This is a genomic window from Kitasatospora sp. NPDC058063 (genome assembly GCF_042885395.1).
Classification (GTDB): domain Bacteria; phylum Actinomycetota; class Actinomycetes; order Streptomycetales; family Streptomycetaceae; genus Kitasatospora; species Kitasatospora lactacystinica.
Window position 1 is genome coordinate 132,030 of record NZ_JBHVSD010000008.1, and the last position, 23,130, is coordinate 155,159.

Genomic DNA, 23,130 nt, shown 5'->3' on the forward strand with positions numbered 1-23,130 from the left:
CGAGCACGAAGGCACGGACGCAGGCATGAACGAACACGAAGGCGCGGACGCAGGCGTGGGCCGGGCCGCGGACAGCATCCGGGTGGTGATCGCGGACGACGAACGGCTGGTCCGCCTGGGCCTGCGGGTGGTGATCGACAGCGAACCGGGCCTCACCGTGGTCGGCGAGGCCGCCGACGGCGCCGAGGTCGTCCCGCTGGTGCGCGAACTGCGCCCCGACGTGGTGCTGATGGACGTCCGGATGCCCGGCATCGACGGCATCCGGGCCACCGAACAGCTCGTCAACGGGATGGCCGCGCCGCCGCGCATCCTGGTCGTCACCACCTTCGAGCACGACGACCACGTGTACGACGCGCTGCGCGCGGGCGCCACCGGGTTCCTCCTGAAGCGGGCCCGGGCGGAGGAGATGGTGCAGGCGGTGCGGCTGGTCGCGCGCGGCGACTCGCTGCTGTTCCCGGCGGCCGTCCGCGAACTCGCGCTGCGCCACGGTGCGGACCGGCGCCGGGAGGCCGAGCGGGCGGACCGGGCGGGCCGGGGGCCGATCCGGCGGCTGACCGAGCGGGAGAGCCAGGTGCTGCGACTGATGGCCACCGGGCTCAGCAACGGCGAGATCGCGCGGCAACTGGTGGTGAGCCCGGAGACGGTGAAGACGCACGTCGGCAGCGTGCTGGCCAAACTGGGCGCCCGGGACCGCACCCAGGCGGTCATCGCCGCGTACGAGTCGGGCTTCGTGCTGCCGGGCTGACACCCGCTCAAACGGCTTTCTCGGCGCCGCGCGAATCGAACGTGGATTCCACCCGATCGTCACCAGCGAGTAGAGTGCGGTTTTCCCCCGAAAACCTCCGATACCTCCCGTATCGCCTGGAACGAACTGGTGGCCGCATGACTGTCCGGACCCGGCCCGCGCTGTGGTGGCGCATGGGCATCGTGCTCTCGGCGGGCCTCGGCCTGATCCTCGGAACCGCGCCACTGGTCTACTTCACCGTGCAGAGCAACGTGATCGTGTTCGGCTACTTCATCGGCGCGGTGTACTGGATGCTCAAGCGCGGCACGGTGGACGCGCCCGCGCCCCGGCTGCGCGGCGCCGCCACGCTGTACATCCTGATCACCGGGCTGGTCTCGCACATCCTGCTCGAACACGGCGCCAACCCGCTGCCCGGGCTGGTGAGCGGGCCGGACAGGCTGGCGCACTGGTCGTCGTTCTTCCTGCACTACGTGACGCCGGTCCTGGTGATCGCCGACTGGCTGGTGCTCAAGCCCCGCAACGCCGCGGCCTGGAAGGACATACCGCTCTGGCTGGGCTTCCCGCTCGGCTACGCGGCGATCGTGCTCGCCCGCAACGCGCTGTTCGACGACTACCCGATGCCCTACCCCTACTTCTTCTTCGACCCGACCACCAAGGGCTACGGCTACGTCTGGGGCCAGATCGCCCTGCTGACCGTCGAGTTCGTGGTGCTCGCCGCCCTCGTCGTCGGACTGGACCGGCTCGGGACCCGGATCGCGGGCCGGCTGCGGCCCGCGCCGCAGGCCTGACGCCCGCCTGCCGCAGAAACCTTCAACCACGCAGACCTTCAGCCGCACAGACGTTCAGCCGCGCAGACGTTCAGCCGCGGCGAACTCCTGCCCGACGGCGCACCGGTCCGCTGTCGAGACCACCGGGGACCATTCCTCCCGGCCCCGGATGAGCCCTGAGGAGGAAGCGGATGGGCCCGCAGGAGGAAGCGGGTGCGGCTCGCCGGATGACGCCCGGGCGGTGGGGCCCGCCGTAGCGTCGGCCGGGAGCGGTGGCGGAGGGGTTCCGCGGGGGAGACCGGGGTTCGGCGGAGGCCGGAGATGACACGCAGGAGCACGGGCAGGGCGGCGGCCGCGGCGGTGGCGCTCGCGGCGGCGGTGGGGTTGGCGGCGCCGGGGGCGGCCGCGGCCCAGGAAGGGCGGGCGAACCCGCTGGACGGGGTCTGGCGGACGGAGGGCTACGGCCTGCTGGTCGCGGTCTCCGGGGACCGGCTCACCACCTACGACGTGACGGCGCACAGCTGCGTGCCGGGGTGGATCACCGGGACGCGGACCGCGGCACCCGGACCGGACGGCACCACCCGCTACGGCATGGGCGACAACGCCATGACGCTCACCCCCCGGGGCCGGAACCGGGCGGTGGAGCGCGAGGAGGGCGGGGTCGGCAGCAAGACGCTCAACCGTCTGGACGCCCTGCCGCCGCTGTGCGCCACGCCGGCTCCGAACGACCCGCTCGCGGTCTTCGACCGGTTCTGGGAGAACTTCGAGGAGAACTACCCCTTCTTCGCCGCCAAGGGCATCGACTGGCACGCCGTCCGGGACGAGAAGCGGCGCACGATCACCCCGACGACGACCGTCGACCAGTTGCAGGCCGTCTTCGTGGACATGCTCCGCCCGCTCGGCGACGCCCACACCGCACTGGCCCGGGTGGTCGACGGGCACCCCGAGATGGTCTTCGGCGGGCAGCGGCCCGGGTCGACCGAGGAGACCGAGGAGCTGACCGCCCGCGCCCGGCAGGCCTCGGCCGCCCGGCTCACCGGTCCGGAGCAGCTCTTCGCCAACGGTCGGCTCGGCGTGGGCCGGCTCCCCGACGGCATCGGCTACTTCCGGGTGAGCAGCTTCGGTAGGTACGCCGCGGGCGGCCACCAGAGCCAGCTCGACGAGCTCGATCGTGCGCTGGACGCCCTGCTGGCCGGCCCGGACCGCTTGGCCGGACTGGTCGTCGACGTGCGGCTGAACGGCGGCGGCTCGGACGCGCTCGGGCTGCACATCGCCGCCCGGCTCACCGACCGCCCCTACGTCGCCTACCGGAAGGTGGCGCGCAACGACCCGGCCGACCCGGCGAGGTTCACCCGGCCCGAGCCGGTCACCGTGCGCCCCTCGGCGGGCGCCCGCTTCAACGGCCCGGTGGCGGTACTCACCTCCTCGATCTCCACCAGTGCGGCGGAGACCTTCACCCAGGCCATGATGGGCCGCTCCCCCAAGGTGCTGCGGGTCGGCGAGAACACCCAGGGTGTCTTCTCCGACGTGATGATCAAGAAGCTCTCGCCGGACCTGATGGTCGGCCTGCCGAACGAGAAGTACCTCACCCGGAACGGCGGCACCTTCGACGGACCGGGCATCCCGCCGAACGTCCGCACCCCGGTGTTCACCCCGGACGAGCTGGCCGCGCTCAGGGACTCGGCCCTGGACACGGCCCGCCGAATGCTCGTCGAGGACGCCCAGGCCGACCAGGGCGACCAGGGCGACCAGGAGTAACAACGGCAGGCACGGCAGCGACGCCAGGCGCTACATCGGCTTCACCGCCCGCAGTTCGCCGTCCAGCTCCAGCCACCGGGTGAGCCCCAGGCCGCGCAGGAACGGCAGGTCGTGGCTGGCCACGATCAGCGCCCCCCGGTAGGCGGCCAGCGCCTGGGTGAGCTGGCGGACGCTGGCGAGGTCCAGGTTGTTGGTCGGCTCGTCGAGCAGGAGCAGCTGCGGCGGCGGGTCGGCCAGCAGCAGGGCGGCCAGTGTCGCGCGGAAACGCTCGCCGCCCGAGAGGGTGGCGGCGGGCTGGTCGGCCCGGGCCCCGCGGAACAGGAAGCGGGCGAGCCGGGCGCGGACCGCGTTGTCCCCGGCGCCGGGGGCGAACAGCTTGACGTTCTCCACGACCGAGCGCTCGTCGTCCAGCAGGTCGAGCCGCTGCGGGAGGTACCGCAGCGGCACCGGGGTGATGACCTCCCCCGCCAGCGGGGCGAGTTCGCCCGCGATGGTGCGCAGCAGGGTGGATTTGCCGGCGCCGTTGCGGCCGACCAGGGCGATCCGCTCGGGCCCGCGCAGGTCGAGGTCGGCGGTGGTGCCGTAGGGCAGCCGGACCTTGTCCAGGGTGAGCACGGTACGGCCGGCCGGGACGGCGGTGCGCGGCAGGTCGATCCGGATCTCGGCGTCGTCCCGCACCGCCTCCTCGGCCACGCCGAGCCGCGCCCTGGCCTCCTCCAGTCGCTCGGCGTGCATGCCCTGGAGGCGGCCGGCCGTCTCCTGGCCCTTGCGCTTGAGCATCCCGGCGAAGATGTGCGGGTCGTTGCGGGTGACCGAGCGCTTCTTGCCGTACGCGGCGCTGCGGTCCAGCCGGACGCGGGCCTCGGCCAAGTCCCGCTTCTGGCGCTGGACGTCGGCCTCGGCGTTGCGCAGCAGCCGCTCGGCCGTCTCCTGCTGGGCCGCGAGGGTGCGTTCGTAGTCGTCGAAGTCGCCGCCGTACCAGGTGACTTCGCCGTCCCGCAGGTCGGCGATCCGATCGACGTGCCGGAGCAGTTCGCGGTCGTGGCTGACGATCAGCATCACGCCGTTCCAGCCGGCCACCGTCTCGTAGAGCCGCTCGCGGGCGGCCCGGTCGAGGTTGTTGGTGGGCTCGTCGAGCAGCAGGACGTCGGGGCGGGCCATCAGCAGGGCGGCCAGCCGCAGCAGCACCACCTCGCCGCCGGAGAGTTCGCCGGTGGTGCGGTCGAGGCCGAGGCGGTGGAGGCCGAGCCGGTCGAGGGTGGCGCGGGCGCGCTCCTCGACGTCCCAGTCGTCGCCGATCGCGTCGAAGTGGCGCTGGTCGGTGTCGCCGGACTCGATGGCGTGCAGGGCCTCGCGGGCGCCGCGGATGCCGAGCGCCTCGTCCACCCGCAGCGTCGTGTCGAGCGTCAACCCCTGTGGCAGGTAGCCGAGTTCGCCGTCGACCCGGACGGTGCCGCCGGTGGGGGTGAGCTCGCCGGCGATCAGCCGCATCAGGGTGGACTTGCCGGCGCCGTTGAGACCGATCAGGCCGGTGCGGCCGGGGCCGACGGCGAGCTGGAAGCCGTCCAGGACGGGCTTGCCGTCGGGCCACTCGAACGAGAGCTCGGTGCAGAGGACGGCGGTGGTGGTGGGTTGGTGTGCCATAAAGGCCTCCCGGGGTGGTTGCCGAAGGGGTGATGAGCAACACGGGGAGACACCGCGGGTGCGGAACCGGGGACGGCCGGAGGAGAACGAAGGGGTGGCGTCACGCAGAAGGGCGCCACGGGCCGTGACTGAGGTCGCACACTCGCGCACCGCGCAACGGCAGCAGGGCCTGCGCGGCGGGGGCGGTGTCCCGGGACCTCAGTAGAGCAACGGCCTTCTCCTTGTCTGGCTGATGACCCGGACCACGTTAGGCAGCCCGTACGCCACCCGCAACCGATTTACCGGCCCCGAGGTCGCGGCGCGACGCACCCCCGACGAAGGTCGCGGCGGGGACGCACTCACCCCCGACGCACCCCCGACGGAGGCCCGACGGGGAGCCGGCGGGGGCCCGGTGCCGATCCCGTGCCGATCCGGTGACGGCCCCGCCCCGGTCAGGGGCGGGTGTCAGGAGTCCCCCGGCCGCATGGCAGACTCCTCACCTGCCATGCCGGCGGCCGAAGCGGGCCGCACCCGGGGAACGGGTCGCATGGCGGTAGTCAACAGGGGGATTTGAACTCATGTCACCGATATCCCGGCCGGGCCGTGCCGTCCTGGGCGCCTCCGTCGCCGCGCTGACCATGGTGGTCGCCACCGCGTGCGGCCCCGACAACGCCGATCCGGCCGTGACCGCGGCTCCCAGTGTCGCGGCCAGCGCCGCCGGCACCCCGGGCGCGGCTCCGATCAAGCTTCCGACGCTCGAAGAGCTGAAGACCTGGAAGCTGGAGGACTGGGACAAGTGGGCCCAGGCGAACGTGATCACCCCGGCGGTCAAGGGTTACTGGACCCTGCAGAAGCTGCTGGAGGCCAAGCCGAAGCCGCTGCCCCAGCCCGCCCCGGAGGCGACCCAGCCGCCCGCGCAGCCCACCGGCGCCGCGTCGGCCACCAGCGCGCCCACCGCGGCCCAGCCGGGCGGCAGCGCGGACCAGCTGCCCGCCGTGGTCCCGGCCAAGCCCGTGGCGCACCCGTTCCCGAAGAACATGCACGTCAACGGCAAGATCTTCTTCAAGGACGGCAACGAGGACTACGTGTGCTCCGGCACCGTCGTCTCCGACCCGGCCAACCCGGGCAAGAGCAACCTCGTGTGGACCGCCAGCCACTGCCTGCACGGCGGCAAGGGCAACAAGTACTACACCGACATCACCTTCGCCCCGGCCTTCAACAGCAACGGCGTGCTGAGCAACGGCAACAAGCAGGCCAAGCTGGAGGACGCCGAGCCGTACGGCGAGTGGACCGCCACCTCCGGCATGGTCTCGCCGCAGTGGGCCGGCGAGGCCGACCCGGAGAAGGGCGGCCCGTGGAGCCAGTACGACTTCGGCATCATCAAGGTCGCCAACCCCAACCCGGGCGGCAAGTCGCTGGAGGAGACCGTCGGCGGTTCCGTCCCGCTCTGGTTCAACGCCCCGCGTGACCAGGTCGGCGCCGTCAGCAACTACGGCTTCCCCGAGGGCAAGCCCTTCGACGGCGTGGAGCTGGAGCACTGCGACGGCGGCAAGCCGTCCAAGAAGACCGGCGACCCGAGCCGCCCGGCGATGCTGCTGATCGGCTGCAACATGACCGGCGGCAGCAGCGGCGGCGGCTGGTACGCGACCAAGGACGGCAAGCCGGCGCTGGTCAGCGACACGTCCATCGGCAACGGCGCGAACACCTACGAGGCCGGTCCGTACCTGGAGGACGTGGCCCAGCACATGTTCGAGTACTTCTCGAAGAAGGCCAAGTGATCAAGGCCGGGTGATCAAGGCCCGGTGATCAAGGCCGGGTGATCCGGGGGCCGCGGCAGGACAGCCGCGGCCCCCGCTTTTTCCGTCGCGCGGGCCGCTCCTCCTACAATCGGCCCCATCATGAGCGCGACACTCGTAGTCAAGGACCTCAGCGCCGGCCACGGCGAACGCACCCTCTTCTCCGGCCTGGACCTGGTCGTCGCCCCCGGCGACGTGATCGGTCTGGTCGGCGTGAACGGTGCCGGCAAGTCGACCCTGCTGCGGCTGCTGGCCGGCCTGGACACCCCGGAGGGCGGCTCGCTGCGGCTGAGCCCGGCGAGCGCCAACGTCGGCCACCTGCCGCAGGAGCCGGAGCGGCGCGAGGGCGAGTCGGTGCGCGACTTCCTGGCCCGCCGCACCGGTGTGGCGGCCGCGCAGGCCGCGCTGGACGAGGCCACCGAGGGCCTGGTCGAGGGCCGGGCGGGCGCCGACGACGCGTACGCCGTCGGCCTGGAGCGCTGGCTGGACCTCGGCGGCGCCGACCTGGAGGAGCGCGCCGAGGAGGTCGCCGACTCGCTCGGGCTGAAGGTCTCGCTGGACCTGCCGATGACCGCCCTGTCCGGCGGCCAGGCCGCCCGGGCCGGCCTCGCCTCGCTGCTGCTCTCCCGCTACGACGTCTTCCTGCTCGACGAGCCCACCAACGACCTCGACCTGGACGGTCTGGAGCGCCTGGAGGCCTTCGTCAAGGGCCTGCGCACGGGCACCGTGCTGATCAGCCACGACCGCGAGTTCCTGGCGCGCACCGTGACCAAGGTGCTGGAGCTGGACCTGCACCAGCAGCAGGTCAACCTGTACGGCGGCGGCTACGAGGCGTACCTGGAGGAGCGGGCGGTGGCCCGTCGGCACGCCCGCGAGGAGTACGACGAGTACGCCGACACCAAGGCCGGGCTGGAGGCCCGGGCGCGGATGCAGCGCGGCTGGATGGAGAACGGCGTGCGCAACGCCCGCCGCAAGTCCTCCGACAACGACAAGATCGGGCGCGCGATGCGCACCGAGTCCACCGAGAAGCAGGCCGCCAAGGCCCGGCAGACCCAGCGGATGATCGAGCGGCTGGACGTGGTCGACGAGCCCCGCAAGGAGTGGGAGCTGCGGATGGAGATCGCCACCGCGCCGCGCTCCGGCTCGGTGGTCGCCACCCTGCGCGGCGCGAGCGTGCGGCGCGGGGACTTCGCCTTCGGCCCGGTGGACCTGCAGATCGACTGGGCCGACCGGGTCGCCATCACCGGCGCCAACGGCGCGGGCAAGTCCACGCTGCTGGCCGCCCTGCTCGGCCGGCTGGAGCTGGACGGCGGGAGTGCCTCGCTGGGCTCCGGCGTGGTGGTCGGCGAGGTGGACCAGGCGCGCGGCCTGTTCCTGGGCGGTGAGCCGCTGCTGGAGGCCTTCGCGGCCGCCGTACCGGAGCTCGCGCCGGAGGACGTGCGCACCCTGCTGGCCAAGTTCGGCCTCAAGGCGGTGCACGTGCTGCGTCAGGCCGCCACCCTCTCCCCCGGCGAGCGCACCCGGGCCGCGCTGGCGCTGCTGCAGGCCCGCGGGGTCAACCTGCTGGTGCTGGACGAGCCCACCAACCACCTGGACCTGCCGGCGATCGAGCAGCTGGAGTCCGCGCTCGGCTCGTACACCGGCACCCTGCTGCTGGTCACCCACGACCGGCGGATGCTGGACACGGTGTCGGTGAACCGCCGGATCGAGGTCCGGGACGGGCGGGTGCACGAGCTCTGAGCCGGCGCCGACCGGCGATCGGTCTCCGTCTCCCGGCCTGCACCTCCCGGTCTGTACCTATCGGTCTATACCTATCGGTCTGTACCTCTTCCCGGAGTGGCCGTCATGTGCTGTGCTGTCCGCCATGGTTGACAGCACAGACAGCGCCGTGGCGGGGACGTCCCACCCGACCGTCCCGCTCGCCCCCATGACGGTGCCCGCCCACGAGGCCGAGGCCCGCAGCAGGTCCTTCCACGACGTGATGGCCCGGCGCCGGACCGTCCGCGACTACTCCACCCGCCCGCTACCGGACGGGGTCGTCGAGTGGGCGATCCGGACGGCCGGCACCGCGCCCAGCGGCGCGCACGTCCAGCCGTGGCGGTTCGTGGTGATCACCGACCCGGAGCGCAAGCGGCGGCTGCGCGAGGCGGCCGAGACCGAGGAGCGCGAGTTCTACGGCCACCGGGCGTCGGAGGAGTGGCTGGCCGCCCTCGCCCCGATCGGCACCGACTGGCGCAAGCCGTTCCTGGAGGACGCGCCGGCCGTGATCGTGGTGTTCGAGGTGCACAAGGGCCCCGACTCGCCGCGCCCGTACTACACCAAGGAGTCGGTGGGGATCGCCGTCGGGCTGCTGCTGGCCACGCTGCACCAGGCCGGGCTGGCCACGCTGACCCACACCCCGAGTCCGATGAAGTTCCTCAACGAGGTGTGCGACCGCCCGGCGGAGGAGCGCGCGGCGTACGTGATCCCGGTCGGCTACCCGGCCGAGGGGGCGCGCGTGCCGGACCTGCGGCGCAAGGAGCTCGACGAGGTGATGGTCCGGCTCTGACACGCCGGGGCGCGGGCGGGCGCGCCCGCCACCGGGGCGACACCGAATGGTGACAGGTCCCGGCCAAGGACATAATCGCCGTCATGAGCCAAGCACAGTCACGGTCCTGCGGCCTCGCCCCGCCGGTGGCGGCGGTGACCGCCGGGCGGCCGCCGGAACGGCTGCGGCTGCCCGGCGGCCTCTGGCTGCGGCGCCGCCGCAGCACCCACGCGGCCGCGCTGAACCGGGCCGTCCGCGCCAACCTGGACCACCTGCGGCCCTGGATGGAGTGGGCGGCCGAGGCCCCCTCCCGCGCCCGGACCGCCGAGCTGACCAGGGCCGGCGCGGCCGCCTGGGAGGCCGGCACCGACTTCATGTACCTGGCCGGCCTGGACGCCGAACCCGGCGGCGTGATCGGCGCCTTCGGCCTGCACGGGCGGATCGGGCCGGGCGCGCTGGAGATCGGCTACTGGGTCGCCACCGGGCACGTCGGCCGCGGCATCGCCACCGCCGCGGCCGGGGCACTGACCGAGGCCGCGCTGGCACTGCCCGGGATCACCCGGGTGGAGATCCGCTGCGACCGGGCTAACGGCGCCAGCGCGGCCGTCCCGCGCAAGCTCGGGTACCGGCTGGACCGGGTCGCCGAGACCGCCGTCCGGGCTCCGGGCGAGACCGGACGGCAGCTGGTGTGGGTGATGGAGCGCTGACTCCCGGCGCGGCACCGGCTACCGGCACAACACCGGCCACCGGCACGGCACCGGCCACCGGCACGGCACCGCCCGCCCTCGCGGCGCGTCGTCAGTAACGCTCGCCGGTCGCGGCCGGGAGCGCGTCCAGCTCGGCGAGGTCCGCCGCCGAGAGCTCGATCCCGGCCGCGCCCACGTTGTCCACCAGGTAGCGCGGCGTCCGGGTGCCCGGGATCGGGAAGACGTACCGGCCCTGCGCCAGCACCCAGGCCAGCGCCACCTGCGCGGGGCTGGCACCGGTCCGTCCGGCGACCGCCCGGACCCTCTCGACCAGCGCCAGGTTGGCCTTCAGCGCGTCCTGCTGGAAGCGCGGCAGCCGGCGGCGGAAGTCGTCGGCGGACAGCTCGTCGAAGGAGGTGATGCCGCCGGTCAGGAAGCCCCGGCCGAGCGGCGAGAACGGCAGGAAGGCGATCCCCTGCTCCTCGGTGTACGGCAGCACCTCGGCCAGCACGTCCCGGGTCCACAGCGACAGTTCGGACTGCACCGAGGCCACCGGGTGCACGGACTGCGCCCGCTCGATCTCCTCGACCGTCGGCTCGGAGAGCCCGATGCTCCGGGCCTTGCCGGCCGCGACGGCCTCGGCGAACGCGCCCCAGGTCTCCTCGATCGGGACGTCCGGGTCGACCCGGTGCAGCTGGTAGAGGTCGACGTGGTCGGTGCCCAGCCGGCGCAGGCTGTCGTCGATCGAGCGGCGCACGTGCTCGGGCCGGCCGTTGCGCTCCTGCTGGCCCGCACCGCCCGGCACGATGCCCACCTTGGTGGCCAGGAAGGCGCGTTCCCGGTACGGCCCGGCCAGCGCGGCGCCGACCACCTCCTCGTTGGTGTATGGGCCGTACATGTCGGCGGTGTCGATCAGGCCGACGCCGAGGTCCAGTGCCTGCCGGATCACCCGGACGGAGTTCTCGTCGTCCCGGCTCCCCATGTCGTAGGCCCAGGTCATGCCCATGCAGCCGAGGCCGATGACGCCGATCTCGGGGCCGCCGGTACCGAACGGGGCGTTGCGCATGAGGGTGCTCCCATCGTGGGTTCCGCGGCTTCCGTGGCGGTGGCCGCAGCAGTGGTTCGCGTGGTGGTGCATTCGACGCGTTCAGCCTCCACCTTGGAGTGCACTCCAGGTCAAGTCCCTTTCGGAACCGGCCCCGTCGCCGTCTTAACCGTTCCTAAAACCTGCCCCCGGTGGGGCGTCCGGGGCCGGGAAGTGCTTGACGTGCACAGCTGGTCTAGTCCAGTTTGATGCTCAGCACCGCGCTCCCCCAGCACCGCGCTCCCCCGCACCCGGAACACCCCCAGGCCGCCGCCCGCCCCGTGTCTCCCCCCTCGCGGCGCGGGCGGCCCCACCACGTCCCGAGAGGCACCCCCATGCCCAGCGCGCCCCTGCACGCCCCCACGCACCGCCGCCCCGGTCGCCCCACCGGCCGGACCACCCTGCTGAGCCTCGCCGCCGCCACCGCGCTCGCCGCCGGCGGCCTGGCCGTCCTCGCCGGGAACGCCGGCGCCGCCGACGGCAACCTGCTCGCCAACGGCGGCCTGGAGAGCGGCGCGGTCAGCCCCTGGAGCTGTTCCGCCGGCACCGGGAGCGTGGTCAACTCCGGTGCGCACAGCGGGACGTACGCACTCAAGGGGGCGGTGGGCGCGAGCGACACCGCGCAGTGCGGCCAGAGCGTCGCCGTCCAGCCCAACACCAAGTACACCCTCAGCGCCTGGGTGCAGGGGCAGTACGTCTACCTCGGCGCGACCGGCAGCGGCTTCACCGACCCGGCCACCTGGACCGCCGGCGGCCCCGGCTGGCAGCAGCTGTCCACGAGTTTCACCACCGGGCCCGCCACCACCAGCGTCACCGTGTACCTGCACGGCTGGTACGGCCAGGGCGGCTACCTCGCCGACGACATCGCGCTGACCGGTCCCGGCGGCGGCAACCCGACCACCCCGCCGCCGAGTTCGACCCCGCCGAGCCCGACCGGCACCCCGACCGGCACGCCCACCGGCGGACCGACCACCCCGGCGCCGAACGTCGCGCTCCCGGTCGCCCCGTACATCGACATGGGTGCCTGGCCCACCCCCTCGATGCCCGACCTGGCCAAGGCCGGCGGCCTCAAGGGCTACACCATGGGCTTCGTCACCGGCGTCGGCTGCAAGGCCAGCTGGTTCAACGCCTACGACCCGCGCACCGCCTGGGCCAAGGACCAGGTGGACGCGCTGCGCGCGGCCGGCGGCGACGTCAAGGTCTCCTTCGGCGGCGCCGCCGGCACCGAACTCGCCGCCGCCTGCACCACGGTGGACTCGCTGTTCGCCGAGTACGACGCCGTGGTGAACGCCTACAGCCTGCGCTACGTCGACTTCGACATCGAGGGCGCGGCCATCGCCGACACCGCCGCCAACGACCGCCGCTCCGCCGCGCTCGCAAAGCTCCAGCAGGCCCACCCGGGCCTCAAGGTCTCCTTCACCCTGCCCGTCCTGCCGGAGGGCCTGACCACCGAGGGCGTCGCCATCGTCAAGTCCGCCCGGGACGCCGGGGTGGCCGTCGACGTGGTCAACATCATGGCGATGGACTACTACCGGAGCGGGACCGACTACGGAAACGCCGCCGTCCAGGCCGCGCAGTCGCTGTTCGGCCAGCTCAAGGCCCTCTACCCGGCGAAGACCGACGCCCAGCTGTGGGCCATGGTCGGCGTCACGCCGATGATCGGCGAGAACGACGACCACCAGGTCTACAACCAGGCCGACGCGCAGCAGTTGGTGGCCTTCGCCCGGCAGAACCACCTCGGGATGGTGTCCTTCTGGGACGCCACCCGGGACGCCAACGCCTGCACCGGCGGCTCGCTGTCCAAGTGCACCAACATCCCGCAGCAGCCGTACGAGTTCGCGAAGATCCTCGGCCAGTACGCGGGCTGAGCCCACGCCCCCCGGCAACGGCCCCGGCGTCCGCCGCGCATCGCCCACCAGCCGCCGGCCACCAGCGACCAGTCACCAGTCACCAGTCACCAGCGGAAATTGGCATCTCATCGTCCCGGACCGTCCACTACAGTCCCTCCCACCTGTACGGCACGAGGGGGCGGACATGACGGTCCGGGACGACCATCACCAGCTGATCACCATCCTTCCGGCGAGCGACGCCGCCGGCGCGGCGGGCCTCACCGCCGAGGAACTCACCGCGTTCAGCCGCACCCTCGGCCGCCTGCGCGCCCTCCCCGCCCACGACCGCACCCGGCTCCACGCCGAGCGGCAGCTCGGCTCCTTCGTCATGGAGAGCCGCAAGCGCCGCCGCCAGGAGGCCCGGCAGGCCGTGCGGCAGGCCGACGCCGACCTGCTCGCCACCACCGCGACCGGCAGCCGGACCCGCCGCGAGGACGCACCGCTGGCCGCCGCGGACGGACCGGTCGGCGAGCTGCTGGTCCCGCGCAAGTGCTACGTCTGCAAGCAGGCCTACCGCTCGGTCGACGGCTTCTACCACATGCTCTGCCCGGACTGCGCGGCCGACAACACCGCCCGCCGCGCCCTGGGGACCGACCTGCGCGGGCGCCGGGCGCTGCTCACCGGCGGGCGGGTGAAGATCGGCTTCCAGCTCGCCCTGATGATGCTGCGCGACGGCGCCGAGCTGATCGTCACCAGCCGGTTCCCGCAGGACACCGTCCGCCGCTTCCGCGCCGCCGAGGGCAGCGGGCAGTGGTGGGAGCGGCTCAGCGTGGTCGGCATCGACCTGCGCGACCCGCGCCAGGTCATCGGCCTGACCGACCGGCTGCGCGCCGACGGGCGCCCGCTCGACATCCTGGTCAACAACGCCGCCCAGACCCTGCGCCGCCCGCCCGAGTCGTACGCGCCACTGGCCGCGGGCGAGCAGGACGCCCTGCCCGCCGCCGACCGCCGGGCGATCGAGCACGCCCCCGGGTTCCGGCCGGTCACCGGCCTCGCCCGGCTCTCCTCCGGTGCCGGGTCGCTGCTGGACCTCACCGACGAGTCCGGGCTGCTGCCCGACCTCGCCCCCGCCAACTCCTGGTCCGCCGTGCTCGGTTCGCTCGACCCGGCGGAGGTCCTGGAGACCCAGCTGGTCAACGTGCTGGCCCCGGCCCTGCTCTGCGACCGGCTGCTGCCCCTGCTGCTGGCCTCCCCGCACCCCGCCCGCTACATCGTCAACGTCACGGCGGTGGAGGGCCGGTTCGCCGTCCGCAACAAGACCGCCCGGCACCCGCACACCAACATGGCGAAGGCCGCGCTCAACATGCTCACCCGTACCAGCGCGGCCGAACTCGCCCCCCGGGGCGTGCACATGTGCGCCGTCGACACCGGGTGGATCACCGACGAGAACCCGGCCCCGAAGAAGGCCCACCTCGCCGCCGAGGGGTTCCGCACCCCGCTGGACATCGTGGACGGCGCGGCCCGGGTCTACGACCCGATCGTCCGCGGCGAGGCCGGGGACCCGGTGTCGGGGGTGTTCCTCAAGGACTACCGGGTCGCGCAGTGGTGAGGCCCGGACGGGCCGGGGCGGCCGCTCAGGTGTCGTAGTGGCTCGCGCCCCCACCCGCAGCGCGGCGCGGCGCGGCACTGGGCGGGCGGACTCACGCGACGCCCGGCCGGCGGCGGCGGTGGTAGGCCCAGGCGAGGGCGAGGGTGATCGGGCCCCAGAACATCGCCGTCGAGGTGCAGATCCGGCCCAGCAGCATCCACCAGCCATTGCTGTAGCCGACCTCCGCGAACACGCCCAGCCAGGCGAGCGGCATGCCGTCGAAGAGGGCCACCAGGACCAGGCCCCCGAGCACGGCCGGGACGAGCGCCGCGGGCGGCGGCACCCGCCGGCCCCGCAGTACGGGCACCCAGCGCGGGAACATCTCGCCCCAGCCGCTGACCAGCCCCAGGGTCAGCAGCGTCAGTGCCTCGGTGACCACGCTCAGACCGATCACGTACGGGGTGGCCCACCAGACGTAGGGCGGGGCGGCCGGGTCGACGGTGCCCATCCGGAAGTCGAAGGCGAACGGCAGGCGCCACAGGCAGTGCGGCAGCACGATCAGCGGGAGGGCCTTGGCCAGTCGCAGGGCCCAACGGGGAACGGGGCGTTCGGTGTCGCCCACCGGGATGTCCTTCAGCATGGCTCCACCGTCCCGGACACCACCCCCGCCGCACGTCCACCGCACGGCCCGCCCGCCTCCCCCGTGCGAGCCAGTCCGCCCTCGGCCCAGCGGTGGAGAACGGACGTCAGCCCTTGGACCCCAGGCCGTACGCGGTGGTCAGCAGCCCGAGGAGGTACGGGGTCTCGGCGCCGTTCAGCGCGGTCGGGTCGACCGAGTACACGACCTCGCGGGCGAGGTCCCGGGTGGCGAAGACGCCGCTGGTGGAGCCCGGCCGGGACCCGGTCTTGCCCCAGACCACGATGCCGCCGGCCGTGAGGCGTTCGAGGCCCGTGCTCATGCAGGCCGTGCCGTCCGGGCAGTGGCCGCCGTGTCCGGCCATGGACACCGCCGGGACCGTGAACAGCAGCTCCTGCTGGGCCGGCGGCAGGAGGCGGCCCCGGAACAGCGCCGTCATGAAGCGCTCCAGGTCGGGGGCGCTGGAGATCATGCCGCCCTCGGCCCAGGGCCACGGGCTCTGCTCGGTCACGTCCACCCGGTGCGAGCCGCCGTCCGCGTCGGGGACGGCCAGGTAGGGGCGGGTCGCGGGGTGCCGCAGCCGCGGGTCGTCGGCGTCCGGGAGGGAGGTGTCGTGCAGGCCGAGCGGGCGGACGATCCGGTCGCGCAGCTCGTCGGCGTAGCGGTGGCCGGTGACCTTCTCCACGATCAGCCCGGCGACGAAGGTGTTCATGCCGTTGTACTGCTGGGCGCTGCCGGGCGTGAAGCCCAGCGGCTGCCCGGCCATCGTGGCGAGGACCTCCTCGGGGGTGAACGAGTCGAACCGGTGCTCGGCGAACCAGCCGGTGGTGCCGTCGCCCCAGGGCACGTTGGAGCCGCCGGGCAGTCCGCTGGTGTGGTTGAGCAACTGCCCCACCGTGACCGACGCGTAGGGGAAGTCCGGGAGGTACTGCCGCACGGCGCCGTCGAGGTCGATCCGGCCCTCGCCGGCGAGCTGGAGGACGACGGTGGTGGTGAAGACCTTGGAGATCGACCCGATCCGGAACCGGCCGTGCGGGTCCACCCGCATCCCGCTCTCCGCCGAGGCGCCCTCGAAGCTCCCGGCGGAACCGGTGACCCGCAGGAACGCGGCGGAGACGTCGGCGGCCGGCCGCTGGGCGAGGGCGCCCCGGAGCGCCGCCGGGTCCAGCGGCGGCAGTGCGGACGGGCTCGCCGCCGCCGAGGCGGCGACGGAGGGCGTCGTGGCGAGGGCCGGGCTGCCCGCCCCGACCGTCAGCGCGGCCGCGAGGGCGCCGGCGGCGGCGGCCAGGACGGCCCAACGGGTGCGGTTCGTGTGCGCGTTCATGCGGGTCCGGCTCCAGGATGGTCGTCGTCCGGACCGGTGGCTCCCGGCCCTGCCGACGAGTCTTCCGGCCCCGTCCGCCCCGGGCATCAGGGGTGGGGAACCGCCGTTCCCCGACGTTCTGTCAGGGTCGGCCCGGAGGGGTGGCGCAGCGGGCCGACCGGTCGTCCGCGAAGGAGGCGAAGCCGCTCTCCTTCACGGCGAGCGGGCCGGTTGCCTCTCCAACGGCGTATCGGGGGCTACCCTCGTCGCAGTCGTCCGCTCCGTCCGCGCCTCGCGGCCGGTGCTCCGACGCCGCGCCGCTCCCGGGAGGTCGGGAATGTCATCGCCGGACGCCTGCGCTCCGATCCGTCAGGCCGTGATCCTCGCGGGCGGACGCGGCAGGCGACTCGCCCCGCACACGAACCTGCGCCCCAAGGCGATGGTCGAGGTGAACGGCACTCCGCTGCTGCGCCACCAGATCGACCGGTTCGCCGACGCGGGCGTGGAGTCGGTGGTGGTCTCGGCGGGCTACCGCTCGCAGGTGATCACCGACTACGTGCGCGCGGCGACCCTGCCGATCCGCACCGCCGTGGTCGTGGAGGACACCCCGCTGGGGCGGGGCGGAGGGCTGAAACTCGCCGCCCGCGCGCTTCCGGCGCCGCGGGAGCCGTGGTTCGCCGTCTACGGCGACATCTGGGCCGACTTTCCCCTCGCCGCGCTGGGCGCTCACCACCTGCGATGCGGGGCACTGGCCACGGTCGCCCTGGTCCCGCCCCCGCTGCCCCGGGGCACGGTCCGCTGCGATGCCCTGGGGAGGGTCGCCGAACTCGCCGCGCCGCCCCCGCCCGTCTGCACGGTCAACGGTGGCGTGTACGCCTTCGAGCCCGGCGTCGTCCCCCTGCTGCCGGACCGGGGGGACCACGCGAACACGACCCTCCCGCACCTAGTGCGGCTGCGGCAGATGGCGGGGTACCGCGCCGACGGCTTCTGGTGCGCAGTCAACACCCCGACCGACCTGCGGGACCTGCGCACACACGTGGCCGCGCCGACCCGCCCCGAACCGATCCGGCCACCGGCCGCCGCCACGGGAGCGGATCCGGCTTCCCGTTGACCCGGGGCCGTCACGCCCTGCTCCGTCACGCCCTGCTCCGTAGCACCCGGCTCCGTAGCACCCGGCTCCGCAGCGCCCGCTCGATCGGGACGTCCGCAGGCTCCGTGAGCAGATGGAGCAGGCTCGGGAAAACTCCTGCCGGACCGTCACATCCCGTGCCACAGTGGACGATCCGGCGCGCCGACCTCGTGCGGGCCGGAAGGATTCTCGAAGGTCTGGGGGACGAGTGGGATCCGGAACCGAGATGACCGGCGACGGCCGGCCGACCGTGCTGGTGCGTGACGTGGTGCGATCGGTCGTGGAGACCCTCGCACCGGAGGAACTGTTCCTGGTGGAGGGGCTCCGCCGCTTCGACGACGCCACGGTGGTGCGGCGGCTGAGCCGCGGTGGGGGGCGGCACGAGCCGCTGGGGTTCGGGATCGGGGAGGTCGCCGCCCTGGTGACGCCCGTCGTGTGGCTGGTGCTCGACGAGGTGGCGCAGCGGATGGTGGCCACGACCGTGGACCGCGCCTCACGAGGGGCCACGGGCCTGGTGCGGCGGCTGTTCCGGCGACCGGCCCCCGCGGCCGAGCTCCAGCCGCTGACCCAGGAGCAACTGGTCGAGGTGCGGGCCCTGCTCCTGACGGCGGGCGAGCAGCGCGGCCTCGCACCCGATCTCACCGAGGAGATCGCCGACAGGGTCGTGGCCCGGCTGGCCCTGTCCCGCGCACTGGACCCGCCCACTCCGCCCACCCCACCGGCAGCGGAGCCTCCCACCGACCCCACCGGCACCGGGCAGGACTAGGTGGACGCCACCGGGGCGCCGCCCGGACGGCCGCGGATCGACGAAAGGGTCCTCGGCGCGGGCACGGGCCCCCGGTTCGTCGTCCTGCTGCTCCTGATGCTCACCGCCGGCGGCGCCATGATCCTCGAAGTGGTCAGGGTCCTGGCCGACGGGGACGAGTCCGGGTGCAGCCTCGCCGCGGGCGTGGACCCGGCTGACGGCAGCTACTGGAAGACGTCGCTCAGCATCTCCGGCCAGGTCACCGCCTCCCGCTTCTGCCTGTCCCTGTGGGCGCCCGCGCCGCCGTGGTGGCAGGTGGCCGCCTGGCCGCTGCTCCTGCTGGTGGTGGCCGCCCTGCTCTTCGCCGCGCTGCCGCACTGGAAGGCCCGGCGCAGTCGCGTCATCCCGCTGGCCGCGGTCGATCCGGACGGCGAACTCCTCGCCCTGCTCACCGAACTGTGCACGGCGACGGGCGTGGCGCCGACGCCCCGGGTGGTGGTCGACCCCGCGGCCTCCTCGGTCAGCGCGGTGGTCTTCGGCCGCACCCGCCGCCCGGTCGTCTGCCTGCACGGCGGCCTGCTCGCCGTCCGGCGGCGCGATCCGGAGCGGTTCCGGGCGGTGCTGCTGCACGAACTCGCCCACATCGCCAACCGGGACGTCACCCTGACGTACCTCACGGTCGCCCTGTGGCGGGTCTTCCTCGCGCTGGTGCTGCTGCCGTACGTGCTCTGCCTGGGCTACGTGATCTACGGCGTGGTGGCGGACGGCCGGGTGCCGCAGCTGGACCGGGCCGTGGCGCTGGCCGTCGTCATGGTCGTCCTGCTGTACCTCGCCCGCTCCGACGCGCTGCGCAGCCGGGAGATCTACGCCGACCTGGCCGCGGTGCGCTGGGGCGCGGACCCGCACGGCTGGTCCGTCAGCGCCGCACCGTCCGGGAGCGCGGTGCGCCGCCTGCTCGACGCTTTCCTCGACCTGTGGCGCACCCATCCACGGTGGGGCCTGCGCCAGGGGGCCCTGGTCGATCCCGCCCCGCTGTTCCGCACCTCGGTCCTGCCACTCTTCCTCATCGGCACCGTGCCGGTCCTGGCCGTGCAGCAGGTGCTCCGGCAGATCGCGCCGTACCGCGTGAACTTCACCAACAACCTGATGACGCTGCTGGTCATCGTTCCCGGTGCCCTGGTGACCGGCGTGATCGTCGTCGCCCTGTGGCGGGCGGTGGTGTACGCCGTCCTGACCGGAACCCGGGTGCCCTCCGGGGCGTGGGCCGGGGGGTGGCTGGGCGCCGGCATGTCGGCCGGCCTGGTCCTCAGCGGCTGGGGCGCGGGCTGGGCCTGGCAACCGCAGCGGCCGCTGGTCCTGCTGGTCCCGGTGGCGGCGGGAGCGGCCTTCGGCTGGTGGACCACCCAGTGCGCGCACCTGTGGACCCGCACCTCGCGAGGCCGGACCCCGCGCCCCGCGCTCACGCTCTGCCTGGCCGCCGGCTGCGTCGCCATGACGTCGTGGCTCACCTGGTGGATGCTCGCCGGAGCCACGGCGCTGAACAGGGACTTTCCGGGCGCCCAGGCCGTCGCCCAGTCCGTCCTGCAGTGGCTTCCCTCCAAAGCCCCGACCGGGGACCCGACCAGGATTCCCGGCATCGCCCTGGTGCTGCCGCAGCTGTCGAACGTCGCCGACACGCCGATGGGCTCACTGGCCGTCATCGTCCTGTGGGTCGTGCCGCTGCTCGCGTGGGCGTCCGGCACGGCGGGCCGGACCCCTCGTTGGATGCCGGACCGGGAACCCCGGCCGGAAGGTCCCGTGGCACCGCTGCGCAAGGTCATGCTGCCCGGACTGCTGGGTGGAGCACTGGCGGGCCTGGCCGTCGTCGGCGTCCAGGCCTGGATCCACACCGGGCAGCCGGTACCGGACGCGCGGGGCGGGCTCTACGCCCTGCGGTACGCGGGCCTCCTGCTGCCGGCGATCTGCCTGCCCGCAGGCCTGGCCGCCGCCGTGGCGAGCGCCGCCGACCGGCGCTTCCGGCTGCCGGGCGCCCTGATCGCCGCCGGGACGGCAACCGTGCTGGGGGCCGCCGCGATGACGCTCCTCGTCTCGGTGGACGGCTGCGTCACCCCGCTCAACGTCCTCTCGGACAGCTGCGCCTGGCGGCCGGCCTGGTGGAGGCCGTTGTTCCCGTTCACCTTCGTGCTGAACAACGCCCTCGTCCTCTCCGGGCTCACCGCCGTCGCCGTCGCGCTCACCGCTGCCGCCGTCACGGCCGTCCGCCGTCGACGGCCGTCCGCCTCGCGCACCACCCGCCGCCCCGACACCCGGGCCGGCGAACCTCGGGCCCGTGGACCGCGCGCACGCCGCCTCGCTGTGATCCTGCTGTGCGTCGTGGCGGTCGCGGGCACCGCGACGGACGGCGGCTTCAGGAGGTACCAGCTGGGCTTCATGGTCAACGAGCTCACGTCCCAGCGCTCCCTGGTGCAGTTCTGGGGGCTCCCGGACCCGCCGCGGTCGGAGCTCACCCGCGTGCGGCAGATCCGGGCCTGGTACCGCCTCAGCGGCGACGATCTCATCGACATGGCGGTCTCGTACGACAGTCGCCTGACCGCCGCCGTCCGGGAGGCCCAGGCCGCCAAGGACAGTTGGGAGGCGCTGGACCGCCGCCTCCGCCCGGCCTGCACCCAGTGGGGAAGCGCCGCCTGGTTCGAGACGGTCTGGTTCCGCCTGCCCGCCGACCCGCGCCTACGGGCCGACTGGCACGCGGTCACCATCAAGGCGGACAACGGCAGTCGCGGCTGCGCCCAGGCACTGACCGCCCGCGACCAGGCTGGTCTCAGAAGCGCCCTGCTCGACCTGTATGCGGCCCGCCGGTGCGCGGAATCGGTCAACGCCGGGATCGACGGGATCCTCCGCGCGGGCGGCTTCCGGGGCACCACCCGCCCGCCCGCGCAGGGCACCGCGGCGGTCTGCGACCGCCCGGCCTCCTAGACCCTCCTTCCTCCGTCGGTGACGACCGGCGAGCCGGGGCCCATTGCCGGGCGGCGGTCAGCCGTCCACCGGCCGCAGCACGTTCTGCCGGTAGGCGGCCGGGTCGTCGATGTTGCCCGGCTCCTTGTACAGGCAGACGATGTACGTCTCCAGACCATCCTTGGTGTCGGCCGTCCCCGCGCCGGCGGCCCGGGCGCAGCCGATGCGGGTCGTGGCCTTCCACACCACCTGGGTGAACCCGCCCGTCCCCGGGTTCTGGTCGAAGCCGGGATTGTCGTACTTGTAGTCGCGGCCCTGCTGGTACCAGCGGTCGACCGCGACATGGGCCGGGGCCGGCTCGACGCCCGGGTCGACCGACCCGATCCAGCCCCACCAGACGTTCTCCCCCACGCCCTTGATCCGGCCCTCGTTCACCAGGTCGAGCTTGTGACCGGTGCTCAGGCGGGTGACGCGCTGCTCGGCGTACCCGACGAGCTCGGGGTCGACCGTCAGGGGCGGGGCGCTGTGCGTGGCGCGGTACCGGTTGTGCGTCCGCAGGGCCTCGTCCTGGAACGCCTGGTCCGTTACGAGGGGAAGCCCGGGGCGGGGAAAGGCGTCGGCGGCCCGGACCGGCTGCGCCGGCACGAGCACAACCACGGCCGCCGCCGCGCTGCACGCTCCCAGGACGGCATTGCGGATTCGACGTCGTTCCACGGCGGTCTCCTTCGCGCTCCGAGTGATCGTCACCGGGTTAACGCCATCGGGGGCGGCGAGGGCACGGGAGACCGGCCGGGCACCACAGAGAAGGGAGTGGGAAGTCGGACCGGCCGACTTCCCACTCCCTGCCCGGGCCCATTGGGGTGCTGGGGCGCTCGGGGCGCCAGGGCCGCGGAGGCGGTCAGCCCCCCATGCAGGCCCTCCACTGGCCGCGGGCGAAGGACTCGCCACCGGACCAGTAGTTGACGTTCCACGCCGCGGTGCACTGCTCCCTCTTGGACAGCTGCCGCGGGTAGGCGTTCGCCTCGGCGCCGGTGGCCAGGACGAGCACGGGGGCCAGCACGGCCGCGGCGACCGCGGTGGCGGCCAGTCGACGGATCTTCATGGATGCGGATCTCTCGTCCGGAGGGCCGGGTGCTCCGGCGCGGCCCCGCGACAGCCCGCGGAGCCACGAAGTCCGGAGCCCGGACGGAGCGTTCGGCTCCGTCCGGCACATCCTGGCAGCGGCGGTTGACCTGGGAACATCCCACAAACCTGGGATGGTCCGGGCCCAGGGCGCCGACAGGAGTCGACAGGAGGAGTGGGAAGTCGGACGGGCCGACTTCCCACTCCGGGCGGCTCGGAGGACTGGTGGGGTATCCCGGGATTCAGGGCGCGTCGGGCGCGTCGGGGGCGTCGGGCGCGTCGGCGAGGTCGAGTTCGGCCCAGACGGTCTTGGAGTTGGGGTGGCGGGGGATGGTGCCCCAGCGGTGACAGAGGGCGTCGACGAGGGTGAGGCCGCGGCCGGTCTGGGCGTTCGGGGTGTGGACGGTGGGGAGGACGGGGAGCCTGTCCCCCCGGGGATCGCTGATCTCGATGCGCAGGGTGGCGCCCCGGCGCGCACAGGTGGTGAGCGAGAGGTGAACCTCGAACCCGCGCCCCGGAAGGCGCCCGTGCGTGATCGCGTTCGCCGCCAGTTCGGCGACGATCAGCAGCGCGCAGTGGAACGGCTCCGTGTGCGTGGAGTCCAGCTCCCAGTCCATGAGTTGACGCCTCGCCAGGCGACGGCAGATGGCGGCGCCCTTGGGGGAGGCGATGAGGGTAGCGGTACGGGACCGGGGGTTGTCGAGGGGGTTTTCGGTCGTCATGGGAGTAAGCGTGGCGGGGCGGAAGTACCCTGACCAGGAGCTCGGCAAGCACGGAGAGTGCCTGTACGGGTGCGGACAGCCTTTTGTTTCGTGGCTCAATCACAGACGGGTGGTCGC

General features: G+C 73.6%; 19 protein-coding genes. 12 read left to right on the plus strand and 7 right to left on the minus strand.

Going from position 1 to position 23,130, the window contains the following annotated elements:
- Positions 1–25: 25 nt before the first annotated feature.
- The 3 genes from ACFVUY_RS15935 (at position 26) to ACFVUY_RS15945 (ending at position 3,270) form a co-directional block, all read left to right on the plus strand.
- Positions 26–745, plus strand: a complete 720-nt coding sequence (locus tag ACFVUY_RS15935; RefSeq protein ID WP_387692970.1) for a response regulator — start codon at positions 26–28, stop codon at positions 743–745.
- 137 nt (positions 746–882) lie between these two features.
- The gene (locus ACFVUY_RS15940) at positions 883–1,533 is read left to right on the plus strand and encodes a Pr6Pr family membrane protein (protein WP_387692895.1); all 651 of its coding nucleotides are present in this window, start codon (positions 883–885) and stop codon (positions 1,531–1,533) included.
- Between the two features lie 300 nt (positions 1,534–1,833).
- Positions 1,834–3,270 carry a S41 family peptidase gene (locus ACFVUY_RS15945; RefSeq protein ID WP_387730346.1) on the plus strand — a complete coding sequence of 479 codons (1,437 nt, stop codon included), beginning with the start codon at positions 1,834–1,836 and terminating at the stop codon, positions 3,268–3,270.
- Positions 3,271–3,300: 30 nt separating this feature from the next.
- On the opposite strand, the gene ACFVUY_RS15950 is transcribed toward ACFVUY_RS15945, so the two are convergent.
- The gene (locus ACFVUY_RS15950) at positions 3,301–4,914 is read right to left on the minus strand and encodes an ABC-F family ATP-binding cassette domain-containing protein (RefSeq protein ID WP_387692901.1); all 1,614 of its coding nucleotides are present in this window, start codon (positions 4,912–4,914) and stop codon (positions 3,301–3,303) included.
- 557 nt (positions 4,915–5,471) lie between these two features.
- Here ACFVUY_RS15950 and ACFVUY_RS15955 point away from each other — a divergent pair.
- The 4 genes from ACFVUY_RS15955 to ACFVUY_RS15970 all read left to right on the plus strand — a co-directional run bounded on the left by ACFVUY_RS15955 (position 5,472) and on the right by ACFVUY_RS15970 (position 9,923).
- Positions 5,472–6,671, plus strand: coding sequence for a trypsin-like serine peptidase (locus ACFVUY_RS15955; protein ID WP_387730349.1), 1,200 nt, complete (start codon positions 5,472–5,474; stop codon positions 6,669–6,671).
- Positions 6,672–6,791: 120 nt separating this feature from the next.
- Positions 6,792–8,429, plus strand: a complete 1,638-nt coding sequence (locus ACFVUY_RS15960) for an ABC-F family ATP-binding cassette domain-containing protein (protein WP_387692905.1) — start codon at positions 6,792–6,794, stop codon at positions 8,427–8,429.
- Between the two features lie 124 nt (positions 8,430–8,553).
- Positions 8,554–9,237 (plus strand): nitroreductase family protein, encoded by a 684-nt coding sequence (locus tag ACFVUY_RS15965; protein ID WP_359900059.1) that lies wholly within the window; start codon positions 8,554–8,556, stop codon positions 9,235–9,237.
- 83 nt (positions 9,238–9,320) lie between these two features.
- Positions 9,321–9,923 carry a GNAT family protein gene (locus ACFVUY_RS15970; protein ID WP_359900057.1) on the plus strand — a complete coding sequence of 201 codons (603 nt, stop codon included), beginning with the start codon at positions 9,321–9,323 and terminating at the stop codon, positions 9,921–9,923.
- Between the two features lie 91 nt (positions 9,924–10,014).
- Here the strand turns inward: ACFVUY_RS15970 and ACFVUY_RS15975 are convergent, their stop codons facing one another.
- On the minus strand, positions 10,015–10,968 hold the full coding sequence (locus tag ACFVUY_RS15975; protein WP_387730353.1) for an aldo/keto reductase: 954 nt from the start codon (positions 10,966–10,968) through the stop codon (positions 10,015–10,017).
- Between the two features lie 353 nt (positions 10,969–11,321).
- On the opposite strand from ACFVUY_RS15975, the gene ACFVUY_RS15980 reads away from it, so the two are divergent.
- Both ACFVUY_RS15980 and ACFVUY_RS15985 read left to right on the plus strand, forming a co-directional pair.
- Positions 11,322–12,854 (plus strand): carbohydrate binding domain-containing protein, encoded by a 1,533-nt coding sequence (locus ACFVUY_RS15980; RefSeq protein ID WP_387730356.1) that lies wholly within the window; start codon positions 11,322–11,324, stop codon positions 12,852–12,854.
- Positions 12,855–13,020: 166 nt separating this feature from the next.
- Complete coding sequence (locus ACFVUY_RS15985) at positions 13,021–14,424, plus strand: SDR family oxidoreductase (RefSeq protein WP_387730358.1); 1,404 nt, start codon at positions 13,021–13,023, stop codon at positions 14,422–14,424.
- 91 nt (positions 14,425–14,515) lie between these two features.
- On the opposite strand, the gene ACFVUY_RS15990 is transcribed toward ACFVUY_RS15985, so the two are convergent.
- Both ACFVUY_RS15990 and ACFVUY_RS15995 read right to left on the minus strand, forming a co-directional pair.
- On the minus strand, positions 14,516–15,043 hold the full coding sequence (locus ACFVUY_RS15990) for a hypothetical protein (protein WP_387730361.1): 528 nt from the start codon (positions 15,041–15,043) through the stop codon (positions 14,516–14,518).
- Between the two features lie 106 nt (positions 15,044–15,149).
- Entirely contained in the window at positions 15,150–16,364 is a 1,215-nt protein-coding gene (locus tag ACFVUY_RS15995; protein WP_387730364.1) for a serine hydrolase domain-containing protein, read from the minus strand.
- 316 nt (positions 16,365–16,680) lie between these two features.
- Here ACFVUY_RS15995 and ACFVUY_RS16000 point away from each other — a divergent pair, with 316 nt between their 5' ends.
- The 3 genes from ACFVUY_RS16000 (at position 16,681) to ACFVUY_RS16010 (ending at position 21,190) form a co-directional block, all read left to right on the plus strand.
- Positions 16,681–17,454 carry an NDP-sugar synthase gene (locus tag ACFVUY_RS16000; RefSeq protein ID WP_387730366.1) on the plus strand — a complete coding sequence of 258 codons (774 nt, stop codon included), beginning with the start codon at positions 16,681–16,683 and terminating at the stop codon, positions 17,452–17,454.
- A gap of 226 nt (positions 17,455–17,680) precedes the next feature.
- Entirely contained in the window at positions 17,681–18,238 is a 558-nt protein-coding gene (locus ACFVUY_RS16005; RefSeq protein ID WP_387730369.1) for a hypothetical protein, read from the plus strand.
- Positions 18,239–21,190 carry a M48 family metallopeptidase gene (locus tag ACFVUY_RS16010; RefSeq protein ID WP_387730372.1) on the plus strand — a complete coding sequence of 984 codons (2,952 nt, stop codon included), beginning with the start codon at positions 18,239–18,241 and terminating at the stop codon, positions 21,188–21,190.
- A gap of 57 nt (positions 21,191–21,247) precedes the next feature.
- Here the strand turns inward: ACFVUY_RS16010 and ACFVUY_RS16015 are convergent, their stop codons facing one another.
- The 3 genes from ACFVUY_RS16015 to ACFVUY_RS16025 form a co-directional block, all read right to left on the minus strand.
- Positions 21,248–21,883, minus strand: coding sequence for a CAP family protein (locus tag ACFVUY_RS16015; protein ID WP_387730375.1), 636 nt, complete (start codon positions 21,881–21,883; stop codon positions 21,248–21,250).
- Positions 21,884–22,067: 184 nt separating this feature from the next.
- On the minus strand, positions 22,068–22,271 hold the full coding sequence (locus ACFVUY_RS16020; RefSeq protein WP_387730377.1) for a hypothetical protein: 204 nt from the start codon (positions 22,269–22,271) through the stop codon (positions 22,068–22,070).
- Between the two features lie 262 nt (positions 22,272–22,533).
- Positions 22,534–23,013, minus strand: a complete 480-nt coding sequence (locus ACFVUY_RS16025; RefSeq protein WP_387730380.1) for an ATP-binding protein — start codon at positions 23,011–23,013, stop codon at positions 22,534–22,536.
- Between the last annotated feature and the right edge of the window lie 117 nt (positions 23,014–23,130).

Excerpts from the sequence above, each read along its gene's own strand:
- ACFVUY_RS15935 (WP_387692970.1), top strand. The coding sequence starts at position 26 with ATGAACGAACACGAAGGCGCGGACGCAGGCGTGGGCCGGGCCGCGGAC.
- ACFVUY_RS15960 (WP_387692905.1), top strand. The coding sequence starts at position 6,792 with ATGAGCGCGACACTCGTAGTCAAGGACCTCAGCGCCGGCCACGGCGAA.
- ACFVUY_RS15980 (WP_387730356.1), top strand. The coding sequence starts at position 11,322 with ATGCCCAGCGCGCCCCTGCACGCCCCCACGCACCGCCGCCCCGGTCGC.
- ACFVUY_RS16000 (WP_387730366.1), top strand. The coding sequence starts at position 16,681 with ATGTCATCGCCGGACGCCTGCGCTCCGATCCGTCAGGCCGTGATCCTC.
- ACFVUY_RS15945 (WP_387730346.1), top strand. The coding sequence starts at position 1,834 with ATGACACGCAGGAGCACGGGCAGGGCGGCGGCCGCGGCGGTGGCGCTC.
- ACFVUY_RS15950 (WP_387692901.1), bottom strand. The coding sequence starts at position 4,914 with ATGGCACACCAACCCACCACCACCGCCGTCCTCTGCACCGAGCTCTCG.
- ACFVUY_RS15940 (WP_387692895.1), top strand. The coding sequence starts at position 883 with ATGACTGTCCGGACCCGGCCCGCGCTGTGGTGGCGCATGGGCATCGTG.
- ACFVUY_RS15985 (WP_387730358.1), top strand. The coding sequence starts at position 13,021 with ATGACGGTCCGGGACGACCATCACCAGCTGATCACCATCCTTCCGGCG.
- ACFVUY_RS15975 (WP_387730353.1), bottom strand. The coding sequence starts at position 10,968 with ATGCGCAACGCCCCGTTCGGTACCGGCGGCCCCGAGATCGGCGTCATC.
- ACFVUY_RS16025 (WP_387730380.1), bottom strand. The coding sequence starts at position 23,013 with ATGACGACCGAAAACCCCCTCGACAACCCCCGGTCCCGTACCGCTACC.
- ACFVUY_RS15990 (WP_387730361.1), bottom strand. The coding sequence starts at position 15,043 with ATGCTGAAGGACATCCCGGTGGGCGACACCGAACGCCCCGTTCCCCGT.
- ACFVUY_RS15965 (WP_359900059.1), top strand. The coding sequence starts at position 8,554 with ATGGTTGACAGCACAGACAGCGCCGTGGCGGGGACGTCCCACCCGACC.
- ACFVUY_RS15995 (WP_387730364.1), bottom strand. The coding sequence starts at position 16,364 with ATGAACGCGCACACGAACCGCACCCGTTGGGCCGTCCTGGCCGCCGCC.
- ACFVUY_RS16020 (WP_387730377.1), bottom strand. The coding sequence starts at position 22,271 with ATGAAGATCCGTCGACTGGCCGCCACCGCGGTCGCCGCGGCCGTGCTG.
- ACFVUY_RS15955 (WP_387730349.1), top strand. The coding sequence starts at position 5,472 with ATGTCACCGATATCCCGGCCGGGCCGTGCCGTCCTGGGCGCCTCCGTC.
- ACFVUY_RS15970 (WP_359900057.1), top strand. The coding sequence starts at position 9,321 with ATGAGCCAAGCACAGTCACGGTCCTGCGGCCTCGCCCCGCCGGTGGCG.